Annotated in this window: 19 protein-coding genes; 18 read left to right on the forward strand and 1 reads right to left on the reverse strand. The window is 49.4% G+C overall.

The window, feature by feature from the left end; translation table 11 throughout:
- Positions 1-3 precede the first annotated feature (3 nt).
- Both B9Y59_RS03480 and B9Y59_RS03485 read left to right on the forward strand, forming a co-directional pair.
- Positions 4-342: a hypothetical protein gene (locus B9Y59_RS03480; protein ID WP_085534490.1), complete on the forward strand. Its 339-nt coding sequence runs from the start codon at positions 4-6 to the stop codon at positions 340-342.
- The gene (locus tag B9Y59_RS03485) at positions 317-1,909 is read left to right on the forward strand and encodes an ABC1 kinase family protein (RefSeq protein WP_242967238.1); all 1,593 of its coding nucleotides are present in this window, start codon (positions 317-319) and stop codon (positions 1,907-1,909) included. Before B9Y59_RS03480 ends, B9Y59_RS03485 begins: the two co-directional genes overlap by 26 nt.
- Positions 1,910-2,037: 128 nt before the next feature.
- On the opposite strand, the gene B9Y59_RS03490 is transcribed toward B9Y59_RS03485, so the two are convergent.
- Positions 2,038-2,910: a YitT family protein gene (locus B9Y59_RS03490; protein WP_242967239.1), complete on the reverse strand. Its 873-nt coding sequence runs from the start codon at positions 2,908-2,910 to the stop codon at positions 2,038-2,040.
- 647 nt (positions 2,911-3,557) lie between these two features.
- Between B9Y59_RS03490 and thyX the strand changes: the two genes are divergently transcribed.
- From thyX to B9Y59_RS03570, 16 genes are all read left to right on the forward strand, one after another.
- Positions 3,558-4,328: an FAD-dependent thymidylate synthase gene (thyX, locus tag B9Y59_RS03495; RefSeq protein ID WP_054324794.1), complete on the forward strand. Its 771-nt coding sequence runs from the start codon at positions 3,558-3,560 to the stop codon at positions 4,326-4,328.
- Entirely contained in the window at positions 4,325-5,002 is a 678-nt protein-coding gene (locus tag B9Y59_RS03500; protein ID WP_085531816.1) for a dTMP kinase, read from the forward strand. The genes thyX and B9Y59_RS03500 overlap by 4 nt, the downstream gene beginning before the upstream one ends.
- Positions 4,995-5,924 (forward strand): DUF2156 domain-containing protein, encoded by a 930-nt coding sequence (locus B9Y59_RS03505; RefSeq protein ID WP_085531818.1) that lies wholly within the window; start codon positions 4,995-4,997, stop codon positions 5,922-5,924. Before B9Y59_RS03500 ends, B9Y59_RS03505 begins: the two co-directional genes overlap by 8 nt.
- A gap of 18 nt (positions 5,925-5,942) precedes the next feature.
- Positions 5,943-6,836 (forward strand): GNAT family N-acetyltransferase, encoded by an 894-nt coding sequence (locus B9Y59_RS03510; RefSeq protein ID WP_158088939.1) that lies wholly within the window; start codon positions 5,943-5,945, stop codon positions 6,834-6,836.
- 31 nt (positions 6,837-6,867) lie between these two features.
- Complete coding sequence (locus B9Y59_RS03515) at positions 6,868-7,410, forward strand: DJ-1 family glyoxalase III (protein WP_054324779.1); 543 nt, start codon at positions 6,868-6,870, stop codon at positions 7,408-7,410.
- 22 nt (positions 7,411-7,432) lie between these two features.
- On the forward strand, positions 7,433-8,038 hold the full coding sequence (locus B9Y59_RS03520; protein ID WP_054324780.1) for a 5-formyltetrahydrofolate cyclo-ligase: 606 nt from the start codon (positions 7,433-7,435) through the stop codon (positions 8,036-8,038).
- Positions 8,035-9,321 carry an endolytic transglycosylase MltG gene (mltG, locus tag B9Y59_RS03525; protein WP_085531822.1) on the forward strand — a complete coding sequence of 429 codons (1,287 nt, stop codon included), beginning with the start codon at positions 8,035-8,037 and terminating at the stop codon, positions 9,319-9,321. Before B9Y59_RS03520 ends, mltG begins: the two co-directional genes overlap by 4 nt.
- A complete protein-coding gene (locus B9Y59_RS03530; RefSeq protein ID WP_143255223.1) occupies positions 9,318-10,553 on the forward strand; it encodes a peptidase U32 family protein in 1,236 nt (411 codons plus the stop codon). Before mltG ends, B9Y59_RS03530 begins: the two co-directional genes overlap by 4 nt.
- A gap of 17 nt (positions 10,554-10,570) precedes the next feature.
- Entirely contained in the window at positions 10,571-11,635 is a 1,065-nt protein-coding gene (locus tag B9Y59_RS03535; protein WP_158088940.1) for an acyltransferase family protein, read from the forward strand.
- Between the two features lie 71 nt (positions 11,636-11,706).
- Complete coding sequence (locus B9Y59_RS03540; protein ID WP_242967240.1) at positions 11,707-13,308, forward strand: peptidoglycan D,D-transpeptidase FtsI family protein; 1,602 nt, start codon at positions 11,707-11,709, stop codon at positions 13,306-13,308.
- Positions 13,309-13,651: 343 nt separating this feature from the next.
- Positions 13,652-16,282 carry an alanine--tRNA ligase gene (gene alaS / locus B9Y59_RS03545; RefSeq protein WP_085531826.1) on the forward strand — a complete coding sequence of 877 codons (2,631 nt, stop codon included), beginning with the start codon at positions 13,652-13,654 and terminating at the stop codon, positions 16,280-16,282.
- A 127-nt stretch (positions 16,283-16,409) separates the two neighbouring features.
- Positions 16,410-16,748: a histidine triad nucleotide-binding protein gene (locus B9Y59_RS03550; RefSeq protein ID WP_054324785.1), complete on the forward strand. Its 339-nt coding sequence runs from the start codon at positions 16,410-16,412 to the stop codon at positions 16,746-16,748.
- 86 nt (positions 16,749-16,834) lie between these two features.
- Positions 16,835-17,356: a phosphoribosyltransferase family protein gene (locus B9Y59_RS03555; protein ID WP_054324797.1), complete on the forward strand. Its 522-nt coding sequence runs from the start codon at positions 16,835-16,837 to the stop codon at positions 17,354-17,356.
- Positions 17,357-17,423: 67 nt separating this feature from the next.
- The gene (locus B9Y59_RS03560; protein WP_158088941.1) at positions 17,424-19,613 is read left to right on the forward strand and encodes a ComEC/Rec2 family competence protein; all 2,190 of its coding nucleotides are present in this window, start codon (positions 17,424-17,426) and stop codon (positions 19,611-19,613) included.
- Positions 19,613-20,671: a DNA polymerase III subunit delta gene (gene holA / locus B9Y59_RS03565; protein WP_085531830.1), complete on the forward strand. Its 1,059-nt coding sequence runs from the start codon at positions 19,613-19,615 to the stop codon at positions 20,669-20,671. The genes B9Y59_RS03560 and holA overlap by 1 nt, the downstream gene beginning before the upstream one ends.
- 10 nt (positions 20,672-20,681) lie before the next feature.
- Positions 20,682-21,272 (forward strand): ribonuclease M5, encoded by a 591-nt coding sequence (locus B9Y59_RS03570; RefSeq protein ID WP_085534492.1) that lies wholly within the window; start codon positions 20,682-20,684, stop codon positions 21,270-21,272.
- Positions 21,273-21,373: the final 101 nt, after the last annotated feature.

Below are 21,373 nucleotides of genomic sequence, written 5' to 3' on the forward strand. Positions count from 1 at the left end.
GCCATGTTGGCGGAGTTAGGAAACGATCTGAAAAACCTTTTGTTGGCTGGAGTAGGGGCCGTTGCAGTGACTGCGGAAAAGTCGGAGGAGCTTTTGAAAGAGCTGGTGAAGAGAGGGGAACTCACCGTAGAACAGGGCAAAGTCCTCAACGAAGAGTTGAAACATAGGATACAGGAGAAAAAGCAACCGGTCAAACAGGGTGAACCGTTGGCTGCACAAGGGTGCAGCGCGCCCTGTGTAGAGGTGGAACGGATGAGTCGAGAGGAAAGAGCACAACTGCTCAAGAAGTTGCAGGAGCTCGATGCGAAGGAACAGGATGGAAACGACAAAGCCGTTGAATAATTCCCCGGGGAACGGTAAGCGCCTGGGGGAAATCTTGCGCATTTTGGGAAGGCATAAGCTAACCCAGGGAATTACCCCGGAAAAACTGCGTGCGACGGTAGAGGACTTGGGGCCTACCTTTGTCAAGTTCGGACAAATCATGTCTATGCGGCATGACATGCTTCCTGCCGAATATTGCGAGGAATTAGCAAAGTTGCGCACAGACGTTCAACCATTGGCGTTTGCAGAAGTGCGCCGCGTGGTTGAGGCTGAATATAAGGTGCCTATGGAGGAAATCTTTTTGTCCTTTGAAGAGCAGCCAATTGGATCAGCGTCGATTGCGCAGGCACATATGGCGGTATTACGGGATGGCCGGCCGGTAGTTGTAAAAGTACAACGTCCGGGTATCCGCGAGACGATGGCCCAAGATGTGGCATTGCTGCATCGTGCGGCACGTTTACTGAATCTCACAGAAGTGGGCGACGTAGTAGATCTGAACATGGTGTTGGACGAAATGTGGACGGTTGCACAACAGGAGATGGATTTTCTGTTGGAGGCGCAGAATGCAGAGGAATTTCGGGCCTGCAATCGGGATACTGCATTTGTGGATTGTCCGGAAATTGATCACCGGCACACGACTACCCGCGTGTTGGTGATGGAATATGTGGATGGGGTCCAAATCGACGACGTGGATACACTGCATCGGGAAGCGTATGACCTTGAAGAGGTAGGTTTAAAGCTGGCGGACAACTATGTAAAGCAAGTGATCGATGACGGCTTTTTTCATGCAGACCCGCATCCCGGAAACATCCGTATCCGCGGGGGAAAAATCGTCTGGATCGATTTAGGCATGATGGGCCGCCTCACAATACGCGATCGTTCCTTGCTTCGGGATGGGGTAAAGGCCATTGTCAGTGGGGATGTGGAACATCTAAAACAGATTGTGCTGACAATGGGCGTGCATTCCGGGCGTATTGACCATGCGCGATTGTATGGCGACATCGACGATTTTCTGGCAAAGTATGCCAAGCTGGATTTGGGGAGTATGGATCTTGGACAGATCATCGAGGAATTGGTCGGCCTTGCACGGGAACATCGCATATCCGTGCCGAAAGGGATCTCTATGCTGAGCCGAGGTGTGCTCACTTTAGAGGGGGTCCTTGCGGTTGTCAGCCCAAAGATCAATCTTTTGGAAATTTTGGCAAATCGGATGTCGGCAGAAATCCGCAAAGATTTTGATTGGATAGAAGAACAAAAAGGCCGTTTCAGAAACTTGTATGAATCCAGCCAAAAGGGAATCCGTATTCCTGCACAGATGTCTGACCTGCTTCGAATGGCTTTAAAAGGTCAAGCAAAAGTCAACTTAGAAGTGATTGGTTCCGAACAGCCGTTGGCCTCTTTGGACCGCATGGTCAACCGGCTGGTAAAATGTATCCTATGCGCTGCTATGTTGCTGGGGTCCTGTTTGCTTTGTACCACCGGAATGCAGCCAAAGCTTTTGGGAATCCCATTGGTGGGGATGTTAGGTTTTATTGCGGCACTCCTTATGGGAATATGGGTACTTTGGGATATGCACAAGCATAAATAGGACTCATTTTACACAGTTAAAAGTATACGGCGTTAATAACAGAACCCCCGCTACGTCCCATTGGGATTTGTAGCGGGGGTTCTTGCAAATTATTTTGAATGGTTTTACAGAGATTGTTTAGATCATTACTATACGCTATGGAAACCTTTACCGATGATTTCGCTCGTATTGGAAATCAGGATGAATGCACCTGGCTCTACCTGCCGGATGTATTGCCGGAGCTGTACAGCCTGATAGCGCTTGAGTACGGTAAATACAATGTACTTTTTATCGTGGGAAAAGGCGCCTTCTGCTTCGCAAACAGTGGCACTGCGACCCAATTTATGCACGATAAAATCGCAGATTGGCTCCGGGGTACTACATACAACATTGAAGTATTTACAAAGGTTGATGCTTTCGATGACGTTGTCGATCACCAGCGATTTGGTAAATAGCCCCAGCATTGAGAACAGAAAAGTCTTTATATCAAAGATAAAGAACGCGGATAGCGTGATCAACAGATCGCTCAATAGGAGCGCATTGCCAATATTGACACTCGTATATTTCTTTAAGATCATCGCAACAACATCGGTGCCGCCGCTCGACGCGCCAATGTTGAACAGGATGGCAGAACCAAGGCCGGGGAGGACAATCGCAAAGACCAATTCCAGCATGGGATCGTCGGTCAGAGGCTTGTCCAAGGGCCAGAAATATTCCATTCCGGAGAGCGCTACTGACAGCAACATACTGGAATAAACCGTGCGTACACCAAAGCCCTTTCCCAAAAAAAGAAATCCTAAAATCAGCAACAAAAGGTTAACAATAAAGTTGACAGTACTGGGAGAGATGGGCATCACCTGACTGACGACAACAGCCAAGCCGGTCACGCCTCCAAAGGTAAAGTTATTTGGAAACTTAAAAAAATAGATTCCCACTGCCATCAGTAGGGTACTGGCTGTGATAAGCGCGTATTCTTTAAAAATCTTCTGAACGGTTTCCTGGCGTGGCATCGTAAATTTCATTGTGATCCCTCCAAAGAAAAACGTCATTTTCTCTATAACCTTTCGAACAATTGAAAGCGAATATGTGTAAGGACTTATGAACGTATCGCAAGAATCTTGCGTCAAGAAATTTTTTGAAACTATTGGAATTTATAAAAAGAGGATTTCCCCCGAGAGATTTTTTTATTGGGATACAAAGAATCGGTCAGGGATCTCATAATCGCCTTACGGCCGATCCATCCTATTTACATAAAGTAAGGATGCCTTATCAGAAGCCATCGTGCTGGAATTCTTGAAACAGTAAGAATCTCTTTTTCGGCATTTTGTAAGATCAATGGGAGATTGGCCCATAGGTAACTGGTGTGCATATCCTTTTCTCTTTTGGGCAATTCATAAACACCCATTTCTTTCCCGCAGAGCAAGTTTTTACCATCTTTATCTTACTATACAGCAGCAATATTTTCAAGAAGTCCATGGGAGGAAAGCGAGGCGCCCCCCTTGCATAGAACAGGGGGGCGGCCTGTCTACTTGAATCAAAAGGAAGAATTTGTTATAATACAATCGATTATTGCCGAAAAACGGGAGGAAAAAATCCACCGTATGAGAACGGGATGTAGATGCCGCCGGCTACTTCCCGCACCTGGAAACCGGCGGGGAATGGAGTACTTATGGCGAGAGTTACCCTTCTGACGTATACTCCCCAGCCGGAGAAAACGGTTGCCATGGCAGCCAAGCTTTGCTATTCGCCTTCTGCGATTGACGAAATCGGCGAGGGGTTAACGGAAGAAAAGACAGCTTCTTTTGTACAGATGCTGGCAGATATTGGCCACGAAAGTCCGATTGAGCACGCTTCGTTCACTTTTGGAATTGAAGGTGTTTCACGCTCGCTGTTGGCGCAGATCACGCGCCACCGCATTGCGTCGTTCAGCGTACAAAGCCAACGCTATGTAGCGGAAAGTGATTTTGCTTATGTCGTGCCACCGGAGATCGAGGCAATTCCGGAGGCAAAAGCGGAATTTTTGGCAGCCATGGAGGAAGACCGCCGGCATTATGAACGTTTAACCGCTCTTTTAAAAGAAAAACATCAAAAGACTTTGTTGGAAGAGGGAAAGAGCGAAAAAGAAGCAGTTCGTACTGCGGAGAAGCGCGCGATTGAAGATGCGCGTTTTGTATTGCCCAATGCTTGCGAAACCAAAATGGTCTGTACGTTTAATGCACGTTCGTTACAAAATTTCTTTGCGCTTCGTTGTTGCAATCGCGCCCAGTGGGAGATTCGGGATATTGCAACCCAAATGTTGTTCTTAGTGCGTGAGGTTGCGCCGCATCTCTTTGCAAATGCAGGTCCAGGTTGCCTGCGCGGCGCATGTCCGGAGGGGAAAATGTCCTGTGGAAAAGCGGCAGAGGTGCGTGCTTTTTTCCGTGTGGAGAAACCAGTATGAGTGGGAAATTAATTACCCTGGAGGGGCTGGACGGCAGTGGAAAGGCGACGCAGGCCGAACTGTTGTGCCGGGAATTGAACAGGCAGGGGGCGCATGTACGGAAAATATCGTTTCCAGATTATGCACAGCCCTCGTCCGTGCTGGCTAAGATGTATCTGGATGGCAAATTCGGTGAGAATCCGGATGATGTGTCCGCCTATGCAGCTTCGTCGTTTTACGCTGTAGATCGTTTTGCAAGTTATGTACAGTTCTGGAAAGAGGACTACCAAAAGGGGACGGTTATTGTTGCAGACCGGTATGCCACTTCCAATATTGTGTTTCAGATGTCCAAACTTCCCCGGAGCGAATGGAATACCTTTATCGAATGGGTGCAGGATTATGAATACAGTAAAATGGGTCTTCCCAGACCGGATTGCACGATTTATTTGGATATGCCCCCACCTGTGAGTCAAAAGCTTCTAAGTGCCCGTTACCATGGTGACGAGCGAAAGAAGGACATTCATGAGAGAAATACCGCTTATCTGCTTGCGTGCAGGGAGGCCGCGGCATACGCGGCAAAAATGCTCGGTTGGCTGGTTATAAATTGCGCAGAGGGCGACAATGCTAAACCTATGGAACAGATTCACAGGGAATTGATAAAAGAATTGGCAGGAGAGATTCATTTATATGTTTAATTGGAAAATTCCAGAAGTTTCAGATCGCGAATGGATGCAACCGGCGCTATCCGCATCCGGTGGGATGGGGAGCGAGTTCGCCTTTGGTACGCTGTATCTTTGGTCTTGCGCATATGGCACGCGGGTTTGCCAGCACGATGGACTAATCTTGCGTTGTTCTGGTCTACCGGATAACCGGACTTATCAGATTCCATTGGGCCCGGGGGACTTGCGCAGCAAAGTGGAACTTGTGCTCGCAGATGCGAAAGATTACGGTTGTAAATTTCGCCTATGGGGATTGACCAAACAGGAGACAGAACAGCTGGAACAAACGATGCCAGGGATGTTCCGCTTTCAGCTGGATAGGGACGCCTCGGATTATATTTATGATTCGCAGGCGTTGATCCACCTTTCCGGACGGAAGTATCATGGAAAGCGAAACCATTTGGCACGGTTCCAACGTTCTTATAATTGGTCCTATGAGGATATTACACCGCAAAATTACGCCGACTGTAAAGCGATTGCCCACGAGTGGTGCGTACAAAATGGCGGCTGTGGCAAAGAGGATGGTACGGACAACGAAAATTGTGCGATCAATATGGCTTTTCGTTCTTTTGAGGAGCTGGCGCTTTCCGGCGGGCTGTTGCGCGTCGATGGGAAACCAGTGGCCTTCACCGTGGGGGAGGAAATCAATCCGGAGGTTTATCTTCTCCATTTTGAAAAGGCGCTGAATGGATACGAAGGGCTGTATGCAGCCATCAATCACGAATATGCGGCAAAAAATCTGGAGAACTATCGTTATATCAATCGGGAAGAGGATTTGGGAATTGAGGGCTTACGCAAGGCAAAGCTCTCCTATAATCCGGCTATCCTTCTTGAGAAATATTCTGCGACCTTGCGTTCAGAAACAGAAGAAATCACGGAATTGGAACAAAAGAACTAAGTGGAAGGCGGTGCGGCGGTGATCGGTTTTGCAAATTGGGAGGACCGCCCGGTATTGGCAAAGCTGTGGCAGGTGTGTTTTGAAGAAGAAAGGCGATATGCCAACTTCTTTTTTAACAATGCATTTTGTCCAGAAAATTGCTTGGTTTATCGCGTCGGCGGCCAACCGGCAGCTATGTTACACCTGTTGCCAGCGAGCATGGTTTGTGGCGGAAAGGCCGTGCGTATTCATTATGTCTTTGCCTGTGCGACTGCGCCGGAACACCGTTCCCACGGATATATGAGTGCGCTGTTGGCTTATGCCGCCTTGGTGGGCGCCCAGAGGGAAGAGCAGTTTTCAGCAATTCTGCCGGCGAATCCCAGTCTTTATACGTATTATGCGAAGTCCGGTTATCAGACGTTTTTTGAGCGGGATGAGTATTTACTTCGCGCTGAACAGCTGCGTGAACAAGCCGCCGAGGTGGAGGGGCGGAAGTATTTGCCGGCTGAGGTATTAAACCGTATACGCAACACCCTGTTACAGAATTGGGAGGGAGCAGTCCTTTGGGACGACCGCGCGTTTTGGTTTGCATCAGAGGATAATCGTGCCTATGGTGGCAGATTGGTTTGTACACATGGGCCAGCATATGCGATCTGTCGGTATGCTGGAGAAGGGCTTTGTGAGGTGACGGAGCTGATGTGCACGACAGAGCACTTGCCTAAATTGTTCGGGGCAATGCTACAGGAGATGCCGGCTTCTAATTATCGAATTCGTCTTCCCAAGGGAAGCGGACTGTTGGAGATGGCCGGGCTTTCCTCCCTTTCTGCGCCGGAACCTGTGTTTTGTGGAATGCTCCGGCCGTTAGACGGCGCTTCTATGGATCAATTGCAAGTTGGAGAAAAAAAGCCATATCTTGGCCTTGGGAAAGATTAAAATCAATCGCTGATGAAAGGGGCGTTATAAAATGATCTATGTTTTTCTGGCAAATGGGTTTGAAGAGATTGAAGCGCTGGCAACCGTGGATATCCTTCGCCGTGCGGAGCTGAATGTAAAGACCGTAGGAGTAGGCGGTAAGACTGTCACGGGTTCTCATGGAATTCCGGTGACTGCGGACATCGAAGAAAAGGAAGTCACCACCGATGATATGGAGTTGGTTGTGCTTCCGGGCGGTATGCCGGGAACACTGAACTTAGAAAAGTCTCCGATTGTCAAAGCGTCCGTACAGTATTGCTTGGACAACAGTCTGTATGTGGCGGCCATCTGTGCGGCTCCCTCCATTCTGGGACATATGGGGGCGCTGAAAGGTTGTACAGCGACCTGTTTTCCCGGTTTTGAAAAGGAATTGGAGGGGGCGAGCCTTTCTTCGCAGCCCGTCTGTGTCAGTGGGCGTATAATTACCGGAAAGGGTGCAGGCGTTGCGGTGGACTTTGCTCTGCGCATTGTGGCGGAGCTCTGTGGATCGCAGGCATCCGTTGCGATCAAAAAATCCATTCAGTGTCAAAATTGACCTGCTTATAAAGGACGGTCGCATGTATATCAAGAACATCAAGGAACTGAAAAAGAACTTGCGCGCACGCTACCGGCGTTACCGGGAAAAAATGAATGTGGAGCAAAAAATTCGTCTGGATGCTTCGATTCAATGCCGGCTTTTGACATTAGAGGAGTACACGCGGGCAGATACGATTTTCATCTATGTGAGTAAGCCCATCGAGGTCGACACTTTGGCGATCATCAATGCCGCGCTTGCAAATCACAAGAAAGTGGCTGTGCCGCGTTGTGTACCAGATACCTTTGATATGGAATTCTATTACATTACCTCCTTGAGCGATCTGGAGAAGGGCACATTTGGCGTATTGGAGCCCATTGTGGACAAGTGCGAACATGTGGGAGATTCGTATGGACGTGCGCTTTGTATTGTGCCAGGACTCAGTTTTGATGCGCAAGGGTATCGCTTGGGATATGGGAAGGGCTATTACGACCGCTATCTTGCACAGTTCCGCGGTATCACAGTTGGCGTGTGTTACCTGGGGTGCATCCAGTGGAATCTGCCCCATGGGTATTACGACAGGCCTGTGGATATTTTGATTACAGAGAAATATGTCCGCAGAATTGCGAGGCAGGAGGATACGCCATGAACGACGATAAGCGCAACGAAGAACTGCGCCGGAAAAAGGTAGAGAACTTTCGGGTGCAGATTCCCGAGGACTCTTTTTCGGAAGGACAAGAATCCCGGGGCAGAGAACCGTCGGTTTTAAATAGCTATAGTGATCCCCAAAAAAAGCGCCGGGCACCGGACGTTCGTACAGCAGAGCGCAATGCAGCAAAACGGGCGACACAAGCACATAAACAGCGCAATAAGCAAAAGCGTGGAAGAAATAAACTGTTTTTCCGCTTGGTCTGGCTGATGATGGTTCTGTTTATCGGCATTGCACTGGCACAGTACGCAGTGGCCGGTATCAATGATATGTTGGCCATCGGCCGTGATAAGGTCAATGTGACCGTCGAGATCCCTAAGGGGGCAACAACGGATCAGATTGCGGAGGTGCTCCAAGAGCAGGGAGTCATTCAGCGGGCGGACTTTTTCAAGCTCTATTCCAAGCTAACAAAGTCGGACGGCCACTATAACAACGGTACTTATAAGCTGAATACCAGCATGGATTATGAAGCGATTATCAACAATTTGCAGTCGAATGCCAACCGTGTGGATATTGTGAAGATCACGTTCCCAGAGGGAGTGAACGCTCTTGAGGTTGCGCAGCTTTTGGAAGAAAACGGCGTTTGCTCTCAGGAGGATGCGCTGAACTATATCAATTCTACAGCTTTGGATGAAAAGTATGATTTCCTGAAACAGCTGACCGGTGACCGGTACTATCATATGGAAGGGTATCTATTCCCGGATACGTATGACTTTTTCAAGGACGAGGCCCCGGAGGATGCTATTTCCAAATTGGTCAACAACTGTGACCGGAAGCTCACAGAAGAAATTCGGGAAGAAATCGCAGCCAGTGGGATGACGATCGATCAAGTGATGACATTGGCCTCTATGATTCAGGCGGAGGCAGCGGATGAAGAGGACATGTATATGATCTCCTCCGTATTCCACAACCGCTTGAACAGCGATGGATCAAATGGGCTTTTGCGCCTCCAATCCGATCCCACCATGTACTATCCGTACCGTACGAAGAGTGCGATTCCAGAGGACATTCGGGAAACGTATTCCAGCAAGTACAACACGTATGAAATCGAAGGCCTGCCTACCGGCCCGATCTGCAACCCTGGCGCGAAGGCAATTGATGCGGCTTTGCATCCGAAAGACACGGATTACTATTATTTCTGTCACGACGCAGACCGCAATGCCTATTACGCAAAGACCTTGGAACAGCATCAGCAGAATCTACAGAAGGCGGGGTTGCGATGAATGACATGAAAGAGAACCGGCCGGAGCTTTTGGCGCCGGCCGGCGATATGGAACGTCTGCAAGCAGCGCTGGACTTTGGGGCGGATGCCGTGTATCTGGCGGGACAGATGTTTGGTATGCGCACGGCTCCATCCAATTTTACCCGCGAACAATTGCAGGAGGCTGTCGCTTTGGCACATGCACGGGGTGTACGGGTATATCTGACCTGTAATACCGTACCGCGCAATCAGGAGATCGATCTGTTGCCCGACTATCTTGCATTTGTACAAAATGTAGGGGTAGATGCGTTGATTGTAACCGACCTCGGCGCGATGGACCTTGCAAAACGCTATGCGCCCAAGGTAGAATTACATGTTTCTACCCAGGCGGGGATTGCGAATTATGCTGCGGCAAATGCTTTTTATCAGTTGGGTGCCAAGCGTGTGGTATTGGCGCGCGAAACAACGCTAGAAGAAATCGCAGAGATCCGGGCAAAGACGCCCAAGGATTTAGAAATTGAAGCCTTTGTACACGGGGCGATGTGTATGTCTTTTTCGGGGCGGTGTCTGTTATCCAATTATATGGCAGGGCGGGATGCCAACCGGGGAGCTTGTGCACAACCGTGCCGTTGGAAATATGCGTTGGTGGAAGAGAAACGTCCCGGTCAATACATGCCAATCTATCAGGATGGAGAGGGTTCCTATATCCTGAATTCCAAGGATATGTGTATGGTACGCCACCTTCCGGAGCTTCTCCGGGCAGGAGTCACCAGTTTGAAAATTGAGGGACGGGCGAAGTCGGCATATTATGTAGCGGTGACCACAAACGCTTATCGTTGGGCTTTGGATGAGTTGGCTCAACATCCCGATTGCTCGGTTTCCCCATGGATTGTCGAAGAATTGGAAAAGATTAGCCACCGGCCATACAGTACGGGCTTTTATCTAGGCGGAGAGCCGGGGCAGGAAACAGTCCAGGGGGGATATGTCCGCAACTACGAAGAGATCGCCGTCTGTGAGGATTATCATGACGGAATCGCTATTTTATCGCAGAGAAACCGCTTTTTCCGCGGAGAGGTGGCGGATGTATTGGAAATTGGAGAGAAGCCGTTTGATCTGCCGCTAGAAGAATTGTTCGACCAGGATGGTCAGCCCATCGAGGCGGCGCCGCATGCGACGATGACGGTACTTTTAAAGACGGATCGTCCGTTGAAGCGGGGGGCGATTTTGCGTCATCGCCGCCCGAAGGATTCCTAAAAAAGGGGGAAGTCCATTTGGAAGCTGTACAGACCACTTCACCACAAAAGGCCCGATATGATTGGGTGGATGCGCTGAAATTTCTCGGCATTTCGTCCATCTACGTAGGACATATGGGAACGGCAGCGGGGACTCTCTATCCGTTCACCTTTCAATATTGTGTGGCTTTATTCTTTTTGGCGTCGGGCTTTTTTGCGCCGCGTGCAGAGCAGCAATCGTTTTGGCCTTTTTTAAAGAAGAAACTTTGTACCATTGTGTTGCCGTATTTTGCTTTCAGCGCGATTAATCTGGTGGTGGATGTGCTCACCTGGGGATGCTCTTTTACCGAGTTTGTTGATTTGATTTTGGCGATGTTTATGGGCGTACGAACAAAAACGGTTGCAGCCGCCCTTTGGTTTCTTCCTTGCCTGTTCGTCATTTCCATTGGCCATTATGCTCTGAAGAAGTTCCTGCGGAAAGATTGGCTGGTGGTATTGGTGAGCCTCGGCTTTTACATCGCAACGGAAATAGGAATTCCCTATCGTCCGGTAGGAGAGCCGCGCATGTTTTTTGGAATCGACAGCGCGATGTGCTATATTCTCTACTATGCTTTGGGGGCGGTCCTTTTCCCCTATTTAAAGGAGTTTCATTTTCATGGGCTAAAACTCTGGGCAAAGGTGCTTTTTTGGGGGGCAGCCCTAGTATGTACATTTGTAGCATGTGTCGTCTATTTCAAAGGACCTTCGTTTCCAATCGATGCCCTGCCCTTTCAGCTGCCAAAAGCAATTCGTGTATTTTATTCAGCGGGGCTGGCTCTCGCCTTTCTGTTTCTAAATTTTATCGGCTCAAAATTGCTCGCTCATGTGAAAGCCTTTACGGAGATTGGCCGCAATACGTTAATTTTGTGTGGGACGGAGAACATCATGAAGGAAGTTTTAGCCGCTTTGGTGTCCCTTACAGGGTTGAAGCTGGAGATCCCTTCACAGTTTGCTGCATTTGTCTATGCATTCCTGCTGTTGTATCTCTCCAGTAGGACGATTGTGCCATTGATTCGAGACCATTCCAAAATCCTTTCCGGGACATACCGATTTGAAAAGGCATAGCGGTTTAAACGTCCTCTTGTCAGGTCATACTGACAGGAGGACGTTTTTATTTTGTGTGAAAGGAGACCAATATGGAACGCATTGGCAGACGTACAATTGCCTTCTTTCTGCTTCTGATGTTGGGAATGCTGGTGGCCGTGTTGAGCGTCTTCACGGTGGCGAATGGAACAACTCTTGCACAGACTGCGGATCAGCAGAGAAGTTACCGTTTAGAAGTCGCCCACACACGTGGGACCATCTATGACTGTAAGTTGCGCAGCTTTACAGGACAGCAGAAGGAATATGCAGCAGCGATTGTACCAACCATTGAGGATGCAGCAGCCCTAAGCAATATACTTAGCCAGAAGGAGATGGCCGACGTGTATCCGTCGTTAACAGCGGGAAAACCATTTGCCCTCCGGGTAAAAGAGTCCTTTACCGCGGAGGGGGCGGATGTATTTCCCGTGGAGAAGCGGTATGCGGATGAGCAATCTGCCGTCCATATTCTTGGTTATCTGGATGGTGCAGGAAAGGGAGTCTCAGGAATTGAAAAACTCTTTGACCAACCGTTATCGCAGGGACAAGGGGAAATCAGCGTCACCTATCAGGTGGATGCGACAAACCGGGTACTGGCAGGAGAGGAAAAAAAGATCAATGATACTTCATTTTTAAGCCGCCGGGGAGTGGTCCTCACACTGGATCAGGAGATTCAGAAGGTCGCCGAGCAGGCTGCCAAAAAACACCTGAAAAAGGGGGCGGTGGTGGTGACCGAGGTGCCGTCGTGTAAAATTCGTGCAATTGTAAGTCTGCCGGATTTCAATCCCAATGATGTAGCATCGGTATTGGAGGATGAGGATGCTCCCCTTCTAAACCGCGCTCTTTCCGCGTACAGCGTGGGTTCCGTGTTTAAGTTGGTTTCCGCTGCATCCGCGTTGGAATATGGAATTCCACCGGAAACCCGCTATACTTGTACAGGCGGTATACAGGTTTCCGACGACATTTTCCATTGTTATAATGGGGAGAGCCATGGCGAGGAGGATATGAGCCGGGCCATTGCCCAATCTTGCAATACGTATTTTGTGCATGTGATGCAACAGGTACCCCAGGCACAATTCCTATTGATGGCACAAAATTTGGGCTTTGGAAGCAGCGTGGAAATTGCACCGGGGTTTTCATCCGCGGCCGGAGACCTTCCCACCTTGGAAAGCTTGAAAATTCCAAAGGCGTTGGCAAACTTTTCTTTTGGACAAGGGGCCTTGACTGCAACGCCCGTACAGATTGCAGGCATGGTCAATGCGATTGCCAGCGGAGGAGAATATACGGCTCCAACGATCTATGAAGGCTTTGTCAATGAAAATTTGCAGTATCTCGATCAAGCACAGACGCCCGCAACACGCCGCGTGATGACGGAACACACGGCCTCTCTGCTGCGAACATTTATGGTACAGTCGATCGAAGAAGGCACCAGCAAGCGGTTCAAACCCGCTTCCGGCGGCGCTGGGGCAAAGACCGCGACGGCACAGACCGGAAAATATGTAGACGGCGTGGAAAAGGTTATCTCCTGGGTAGCAGGATATTACCCAGAGGAGGAACCGCGCTATGTCATTACGGTAATGGGCGAGGACGGAACCGGCGGCGGCGCAACTTGTGGTCCGGTTTTTCAGGAAATCGCCGATGCACTGCCCGTCGAGTAAAGTGAGTTTGGAATGAACGAGCCTTTTCGTATGCGGTGTTCTTGACATTCCGGCAGTGGAAGTTTATAATCATTCTGTAACTGAATACAAAGGCGATGAAGGGTCGATGCCTTTGTCTGTGCGGCAAAAGAGAGGGTTTTCCGGAAAAATCGGGCTGAAAGAAACCTGCCGAGGGCGGCAAATGGCGAGCCAACCCTAAGCCCCGCAGCGATGAGTTGCGGCGTATCCCGCGTTAAGGGAGTTGAGCGGCGCCGTAAGGCGCAATTTGGGTGGTACCACGGGTTTTCCCGTCCCATGTGGACGGGAAAGCTCTATTTTTTTGTTGAAGATGGGAGTTTCGAACATGCAGTGGACAGGACTTAATGAATTGCGCGAAAAATTTTTATCCTTTTTTGAGAGCAAAGGCCATACGCGCCTTCCAAGCTTTTCGCTGATTCCGAAGGATGACAACAGCCTGCTTTTAATCAATTCCGGTATGGCCCCGATGAAAAAGTATTTCACCGGCGAGGTGACGCCGCCAAGTAAGCGTGTTACGACATGCCAGAAGTGCATTCGCACCCCGGACATCGAGCGGGTTGGAATTACAGCGCGCCACGGCACCTTTTTTGAGATGTTGGGCAATTTCTCATTTGGCGACTATTTTAAACACGAGGCGACGGCTTGGGCGTGGGAGTTCTGCACCAAGGTGCTGGAATTGCCAGTGGACAAGCTCTGGGTTACAATTTATCAGGACGACGATGAAGCGTTTGACATCTGGACAAAAGAGGTTGGCGTCGCACCGGAGCGCATTGTACGAATGGGGAAAGAGGATAATTTCTGGGAGCATGGTTCCGGCCCCTGCGGACCTTGTTCGGAGATCTATTTTGACCGCGGCGAAAAGTATGGCTGTGGAAAGCCAGGATGCGGCGTTGGATGCGAATGCGACCGCTATGTCGAATTCTGGAATGTGGTTTTTTCCCAGTTTGACAGCGATGGAAAGGGAAACTACCCGCCGATGGAACATCCGAATATTGATACGGGCATGGGGTTGGAGCGCTTGGCCTGCATTATGCAGGGAGTGGATAACCTCTTCCTGGTGGATACGGTGCAGAATATCATGCAGCATATTTGCCGTATTGCAGGAGTTCCATACGGCGAGGACGAAAAGAAGGATGTTTCTCTGCGCGTAATCACGGACCATATTCGCAGCACGACCTTTATGATCGGCGACGGGGTGATGCCGTCCAATGAAGGGCGTGGTTATGTACTGCGCCGTTTGCTTCGCCGTGCGGCACGCCATGGCCGCCTGTTGGGAATCAATCATACATTCCTGGCAGATGTCGCCAATACGGTAATCGATGAAAATAAAAATGCATATCCAGAGCTCGATGAAAAGCGCGCGATGATTACAAAGTTGATCCATGTGGAAGAGGAGAGCTTTGCCAAAACCATCGATCAGGGAATGCAGATGCTGAACAGTTTGATTGATAAGGACTTTAATGCTTGCCTGTCCGGTGAAGATGCTTTCCGGCTGAACGACACTTATGGGTTCCCGCTCGATCTCACGAAGGAGATCGTCGCAGAGCGGGGGATGACCGTGGATGAGGAGCGCTTCCACCAGCTCATGCAGGAACAGCGCGAGCGCGCGCGCAACGCCCGGAAAAATGCGGGTGCAGATGCCTGGGCAGGGGAGAACGATGTCTTGGCCGATATACCTGCAACAGAGTTTTTGGGATATGAGAAATCCCAGACCGAAGCAACGGTATTGGCGATTCTCAAGGATGGCGAACGTGTCGATCATGCGACCGCAGGCGATGAGATTGCCTTGGTGCTGGACAAAACCACTTTCTACGCAGAGAGCGGCGGCCAGGTGGGCGATGTAGGTCCTATTTCTTCAGCCGATGCACTGATTGCAATCGACAATACGACGAAGAATCATGCAAAGAACTTCATTCATCATGGAATCATCAATGCGGGCACAATTTCTGTCGGGGATCGGGTTCAGACAGAAGGCGATCCGGAGAACCACCGCGCGATTATGCGTAATCATACGGCGGCACATCTGTTGCAGGCGGCACTTCGTATGGTGCTGGGCGATCATGTAGAACAGGCAGGCCAGTTGGTTGATGAGAAGTATGTGCGCTTTGATTTTACACATTTCTCCGCATTGACGCCGGAAGAGCTTCACCGTGTTGAGACCATCGTCAATGGAGTAATCCTCAGTGGCACGCCGGTCGAATGCCGCGAAATGCCGATTGAGGAGGCCAAGAAGCTGGGGGCAATGGCTTTGTTTGGCGAGAAATACGGTTCCATTGTTCGCGTTGTCTCTGTGGGGGATTTCTCAAAGGAATTCTGCGGCGGTACGCATGTGGATAATACGGGGCGGATTGGTTTGTTCAAGATCCTTTCTGAAAGTTCTGTCGCTGCAGGGGTGCGCCGTATTGAAGCGGTTACGGGCCTGAACGCCCTGCGTTATTTAGACGAGACGTTGGCCCAACTCGGTGCAGTTGCCTCCGCTTTAAAAGTGACATCTACTTCCGGCCTGGCACAGCGGGCGGAACAGATGGCCGCTGAACTGAAAGAGAAAGATCGCACGATTGAATCGCTGAATGCAAAAATGGCTGATATGCGTATTAACGGTCTATTTGAGGGTGCAAAGGAGATCAATGGGGTTCGTGTGATCACGGCGCTGTTTTCGGCAACTCCGGCCAATGCACTGCGCACTATGTGCGATAAGATTCGCGACAGCGCACCGAATGTGGTGGCTGTTTTGGCAGCCACGCAGGATGGAAAGGCAAATATTGCTGTCGCAGTGGGAAAGGATGCCCAGCAAAAGGGCCTCAATGCTGGAAAAATTGTGCGTGAGGTCGCCAAAGTTGCCGGAGGAAACGGCGGCGGTAAAGCAGAATTTGCTATGGCAGGCGCCAAAGATCTCACAAAGTTGGATGAGGCCCTGGCCGCAGCAGAAGGCATCGTAGATGCAATGATGCAGTAATTCTTGCGGGAATTCCCTTCTGTATGGTATAATCTTTGTCAGAAAGTAATCGTGAAAAAGAGTGTATGAATGGCACTTCATCATGGCCCTGTTGGCAGGGTAGGAGCGACGAAAGGAGGAAATACGGTTGGACTGCGTTTTTTGTAAAATTGCGGCGGGTGAAATCCCCAGCAAAAAGGCCTTTGAAGACGACCGCGTGTTGGCTTTCTACGACCTGGATCCCCAGGCCCCGATACATATTTTGTTGATTCCGAAGGAGCATATCGCATCGGCAGCGGAGATCACAGAAGAAAATGGCACAATTGTAGCACACATCTTTGCGGTCGCAGCAAAACTCGCCAAGGATTTAAATCTTGATAAGGGATGGCGCGTGGTGACAAATGTCGGTGCAGACGGCGGACAGACGGTGATGCATATGCATTTTCATCTGTTGGGAGGCCGTTCGATGGCATGGCCTCCGGGCTGATGATACTTTTGAAAGTTGGAACGGATCACACGCTGTAGCGTGTAGAAGAAAGGCTGATTATTTTGAGTGAAAATAAGTATTACCATATGACGATTGCAGGCTGTGAACGGGACCTTCCGATTTGTCCAATCGATGAACACTTGGACATTGCAGGCTTTGTGATGCTCGGAGATGTGGAGATTACGGAAAAGACGGCTGAAGCGCTTTTGGCCAAATGCCCGGAGCATGATGTAGTGGTTACAGCGGAAACCAAGGGAATTCCGCTTTGTTATGAGATGGCGCGTCAGGGATGCCGTCGCTATATCGTTGCACGCAAAAGCGTAAAAGCATATATGCGCAACCCCATCCATGTGGAAGTAAAATCCATCACAACCGATCATGTCCAAAAGCTGTATTTGGCGGAGGATGACTATAAGGGCTTGAACGGCAAGCGTGTGCTGATCGTCGACGATGTGATTAGTACGGGAGAATCTCTCGCAGCGATGGAAGACCTAGTAAAGCAGTTCGGTGGTAACATTGTCGGCCGTGCGTGTGTGTTGGCAGAAGGCGACGCAGCTGACCGCAAGGACATCATCTTTTTGGAAGCTTTGCCACTGTTTGCGAAATAATTGTAAGGCAAGAAAAGCACCCGTTTCTCCTGTAGGCGGGTAGAGACCTCTCAGAGGAGGAATGGACATGCGGCGGCCATTTGCGCTGGTTGGATTCACGTATCTGCTGGCGCAGGTGGCCGCTGTTTTTCTGGGGCTACCTTGGGCTCTGCCTGTCGCCTGTGTGCTGTTATTTTTAATGGGCGTGTCACTCATGATTCCACGCTTGCGGATGGGGATTTTCCCGGTGGCGCTTTGTGCAGCTTCGCTGGCATTTGGTGGTTTTGCAGCGTTGGCTCCAGCGGTCACCCTTCCAGGAGAAGAACTGAATGATCGGGAGGCAAGCTTTGTAGGAACGCTAGAAGAGGCGCCTTACCGCTCTTACGACAATCGGTATTGTACCATCCGATTAGAAAGTCTGGATGAGGAACCTGTAGATTTTCGAGTTCGGCTTTTGGTACCGGAAAATCTAGTTGGAGAAGCGGGAACTTGCCTGAAAGGGAAGGCCCATTTCTATCTGCCGCGCGGTGGGGACGGTTTTTCGAGTAGAAACTATTATGCCTCTCAGGGAATTTCCGTGTGCGCCTATCTTTACGGATACGAACCATATCAGGTTATTCCTCCGGCATCAAAATCCTGTTGGCACCACATACAGGACCTGCGTATTTCTCTGGGTGAAGCGGTGGATTTTTTATTGCCGGAAGAGGAAGCCGGTTTGTTGAAAGGAGTTCTTTTGGGAGACAAATCCGGTATTTCACCGGAACTTACCGCAGACTTTCGAACGGTCGGTCTTTCTCATGTGATGGCAGTTTCCGGCTTACATATGACCACGGTGGCGAACCTGTTGACGGCTATTTTTCTTGCCCTGCATGTACCGCGAAGAGGAAGAGCTGTTCTTGCATCGTTGGGGGTATTGCTCTTTATGGCAGTGGTGGATTTTGCCCCTTCTGCTTCGCGCAGTGGGATCATGTGCCTACTGTATTTGGCAGGTGGATTCCTATCCCGCAGATCGGATTCCTTGAATTCGCTGGGATTGGCCGTTTGGATTTTGTGTCTGGTCAGTCCTTTTGCCGGGGCAGATGTCGGATTATTGCTTTCCTTTTCCGCAACATTAGGCCTGATCCTCTGCTCAGGGCCGATCTGCCGGCGCTTGGACGCATGTGTTTCCAGTTGGAAGTATGGACGGCGTCTCTTTCACGCCATCCATGTAGTATTGGCAACCAGCATCAGCGCGACGTTGTTTACTTTTCCAGCAATGATGTTGACCTTCCGGACGGTTTCCGTTGTTGGACTGTTTGCAAATCTTTTAGCGCTGTGGCCAACGACTTTGCTACTACAGTTTGGTTTAGGCGCGGCGATTTTACAGCTTTTGTTGCCCGGTACCCTGGCAGCCTTGCCTTTGGCGCTTCCAGCGGGGTGGTTGGCTAAATATCTGTGTACAGTGGTTTCGTTGCTTGCGCAGATTCCGTATGCCAATATACCGCTTTCTATGGGGTTTGTATTGTTGTGGGTGGCGGCAGTACTTTTTCTGTTGGCATTTTGGCTATTCATGGGACATTCTAAAAATTCTTTACGGATTGTAGGATGGTTATCTTGTATTCTTCTCTTGGCCGGAGTATTTTCCTATCAGATTTCCCGGAGGAATCTCACGCGGATTGCAATAACCGATGTAGGGTCCGGCCTTTCAGTGGCCATTACGCGGAATGGGAATGCAGTTGTGATCGGGTGTGAAGGATATTCGGCTCAGGCCATAAAAGAGGAACTTCAGGGGCAAGGGATACGGTCGTTGGACGCGATGTTGTTATTCTCTCATTTTGGAGAGGAAGCACACAACGCTTCCGATGTTTTAGAAACCTTTTCAACGGAAAAATTAATCGTACCATCCGGTTATATGGACGACTTTTTGCAGACAAGGGTGGATTGCATCGGAGAGGTATATTCTTATCAAAATTGGGCGCGGCTGACTCTCGGAGAAGCATTCACGGTTGAACTGGTTCCGGGAGCAGCGCTTTTGGAGGCCAATGGTGCTACGATGTTATTTTGTTCCGCAGATATGCAGGTGGAAGTACTCCCCAAGACTTGGCGTTCTCCGGACTTTGTAGTCCTAACCCAAGCTGTAGAGGGGGTTGCCGGCGAGTATACGATTTTATCCATGGACGAGGGAGAGGTTCAAGAAGCAGCCCGTGGGAGACGAAATGTTGCGGTTACGGCTGGCAGAGGAACAGTCGTGGTAGAGTTAACGGATGAACAAACATGCCGAATCAGGAGGGATGCATAATGCCGGAAATTACAGAGACAGAATTAAAAAAGCAAATAGAACGTGGGACATTTGGAAATCTATATCTGTTGCACGGAGAAGAAAAATATTTGCTCAAGCTTTATGCAAATCGACTGATCGATAAGGCTTGTGGATCATCATTTCAGGATTTCAACCTTCAAAAAATGGATGGTGGAAGTACCTCCATTGACGAGATAGCGGACGCTGTAGAAGCGTTGCCGCTTCTTGCAGAGCGAAAGTGTGTGGCGGTATCCGATTTGGACGTAGAAGCACGTAACGCTTCTGAGACAGCCAAGCTCTATGAGTTGTTGGAAAATGTTCCGGAGAGTACCGTATTGGTGTTGTATCTTCCATCGGTTGAAATTGATTATAAAAAGTCCGCCAAGTGGAAGAAGTTTTTGGCTGCGGTTCAGAAATTAGGGACGACGGTCCTTTTTAAGCGCAAGACCCAGGCGGACGCTGAAAAGATGCTTTGTGCGGCGGCTGCAAAGCGTCACTGTGAACTATCCCGTGCCGACGCAGGGAAGATCATTGAATATGCAGGAAACGATTTGCAGGTACTCTTTCAAGAATTGGAGAAGCTCTGTGCCTATGTGGGAGAAGGGAAAGAAATCACCCGGCGGGAGATTGATCTCTTGGTCACGAAGAACTTTGAGACGACCGTTTTTTTGTTGTCCCGTGCCATCTTAGCCCGGCAATATGACAAGGCCTATTCCATTTTGGATTTGCTCTTTTATCAGAATGAAGAGCCCGTTTCTATTTTAGCAGTTTTGTCTACCTCATATTTGGATTTATACCGAGTACGTGCTGCAGTTCAGAGCGGTAAGAACAGTTTAGAACCGGCAAAATATTTTGATTATAAAGGGAAAGAATTTCGTTTGCGCAATGCAGAACGCGATGGAGGCCGCTTTTCAATGGAAATGTTGCGCGAGAGTTTGGAAGTCCTTTTGGCAGCCGATCTCTCCTTAAAGAGTGCAAGGGGAGACCGCCGGACAGTGATGGAAAAGTTGATTGCCCAGTTGCTATTGATTGCAGAAAAGGAAAAATTTGCAGAGTGAGGGAAAGTACGTGCGCTTAAAGATTCAGGAAGCTGTGATTGTAGAAGGAAAATATGATAAAATCAAGCTGTCCTCTCTGATTGATGGATTAATCATCGAAACAAATGGATTTCAAATATTCAAAGATCCGGAACAGATGGCGATGATACGGCGTCTGGCAGAGACACGTGGGATTTTGGTGTTGACCGACAGCGACGGGGCAGGGTTTGTAATTCGCAACTATCTGGCGGGAGCAATCCCAGCAGAACAGATCAAGCACGCTTATGTACCGGATATTTTTGGGAAAGAAAAGCGCAAAGAGAAGCCCTCAAGAGAGGGAAAGCTTGGCGTTGAAGGGGTACCCGCCCAAACGATATTGGAGGCTCTCCGGCGTGCAGGGGCAACTTGTGACCAGACAGCGGAGTCAAAGAAAGGCAGGAAGATCACCAAAGCGGATCTTTTTGAAGCGGGTCTTTCTGGCGGAGAGAACAGTGCCCAAAAGCGAAAAGTTTTGCTCAGGAAGCTGAAATTGCCAGAACATTTGGCGCCAAATGCACTTCTAAAAGTGTTGAATAGCTTGATGGATTATGAAGAATTCAGCAGACAAGTACAAAAGTTATAGAACGAATGAAAAGTACAATGAAAAACAAAAAAGAATGCAAAAAATTTGATATTTTGTCTTGACATTTTATAGGAAACAATGCTATAATAACTCTCGCTGAA

Source organism: Anaeromassilibacillus sp. Marseille-P3371 (genome assembly GCF_900169665.1).
In the GTDB taxonomy this organism is placed as follows: Bacteria; Bacillota; Clostridia; order Oscillospirales; family Acutalibacteraceae; genus Anaeromassilibacillus.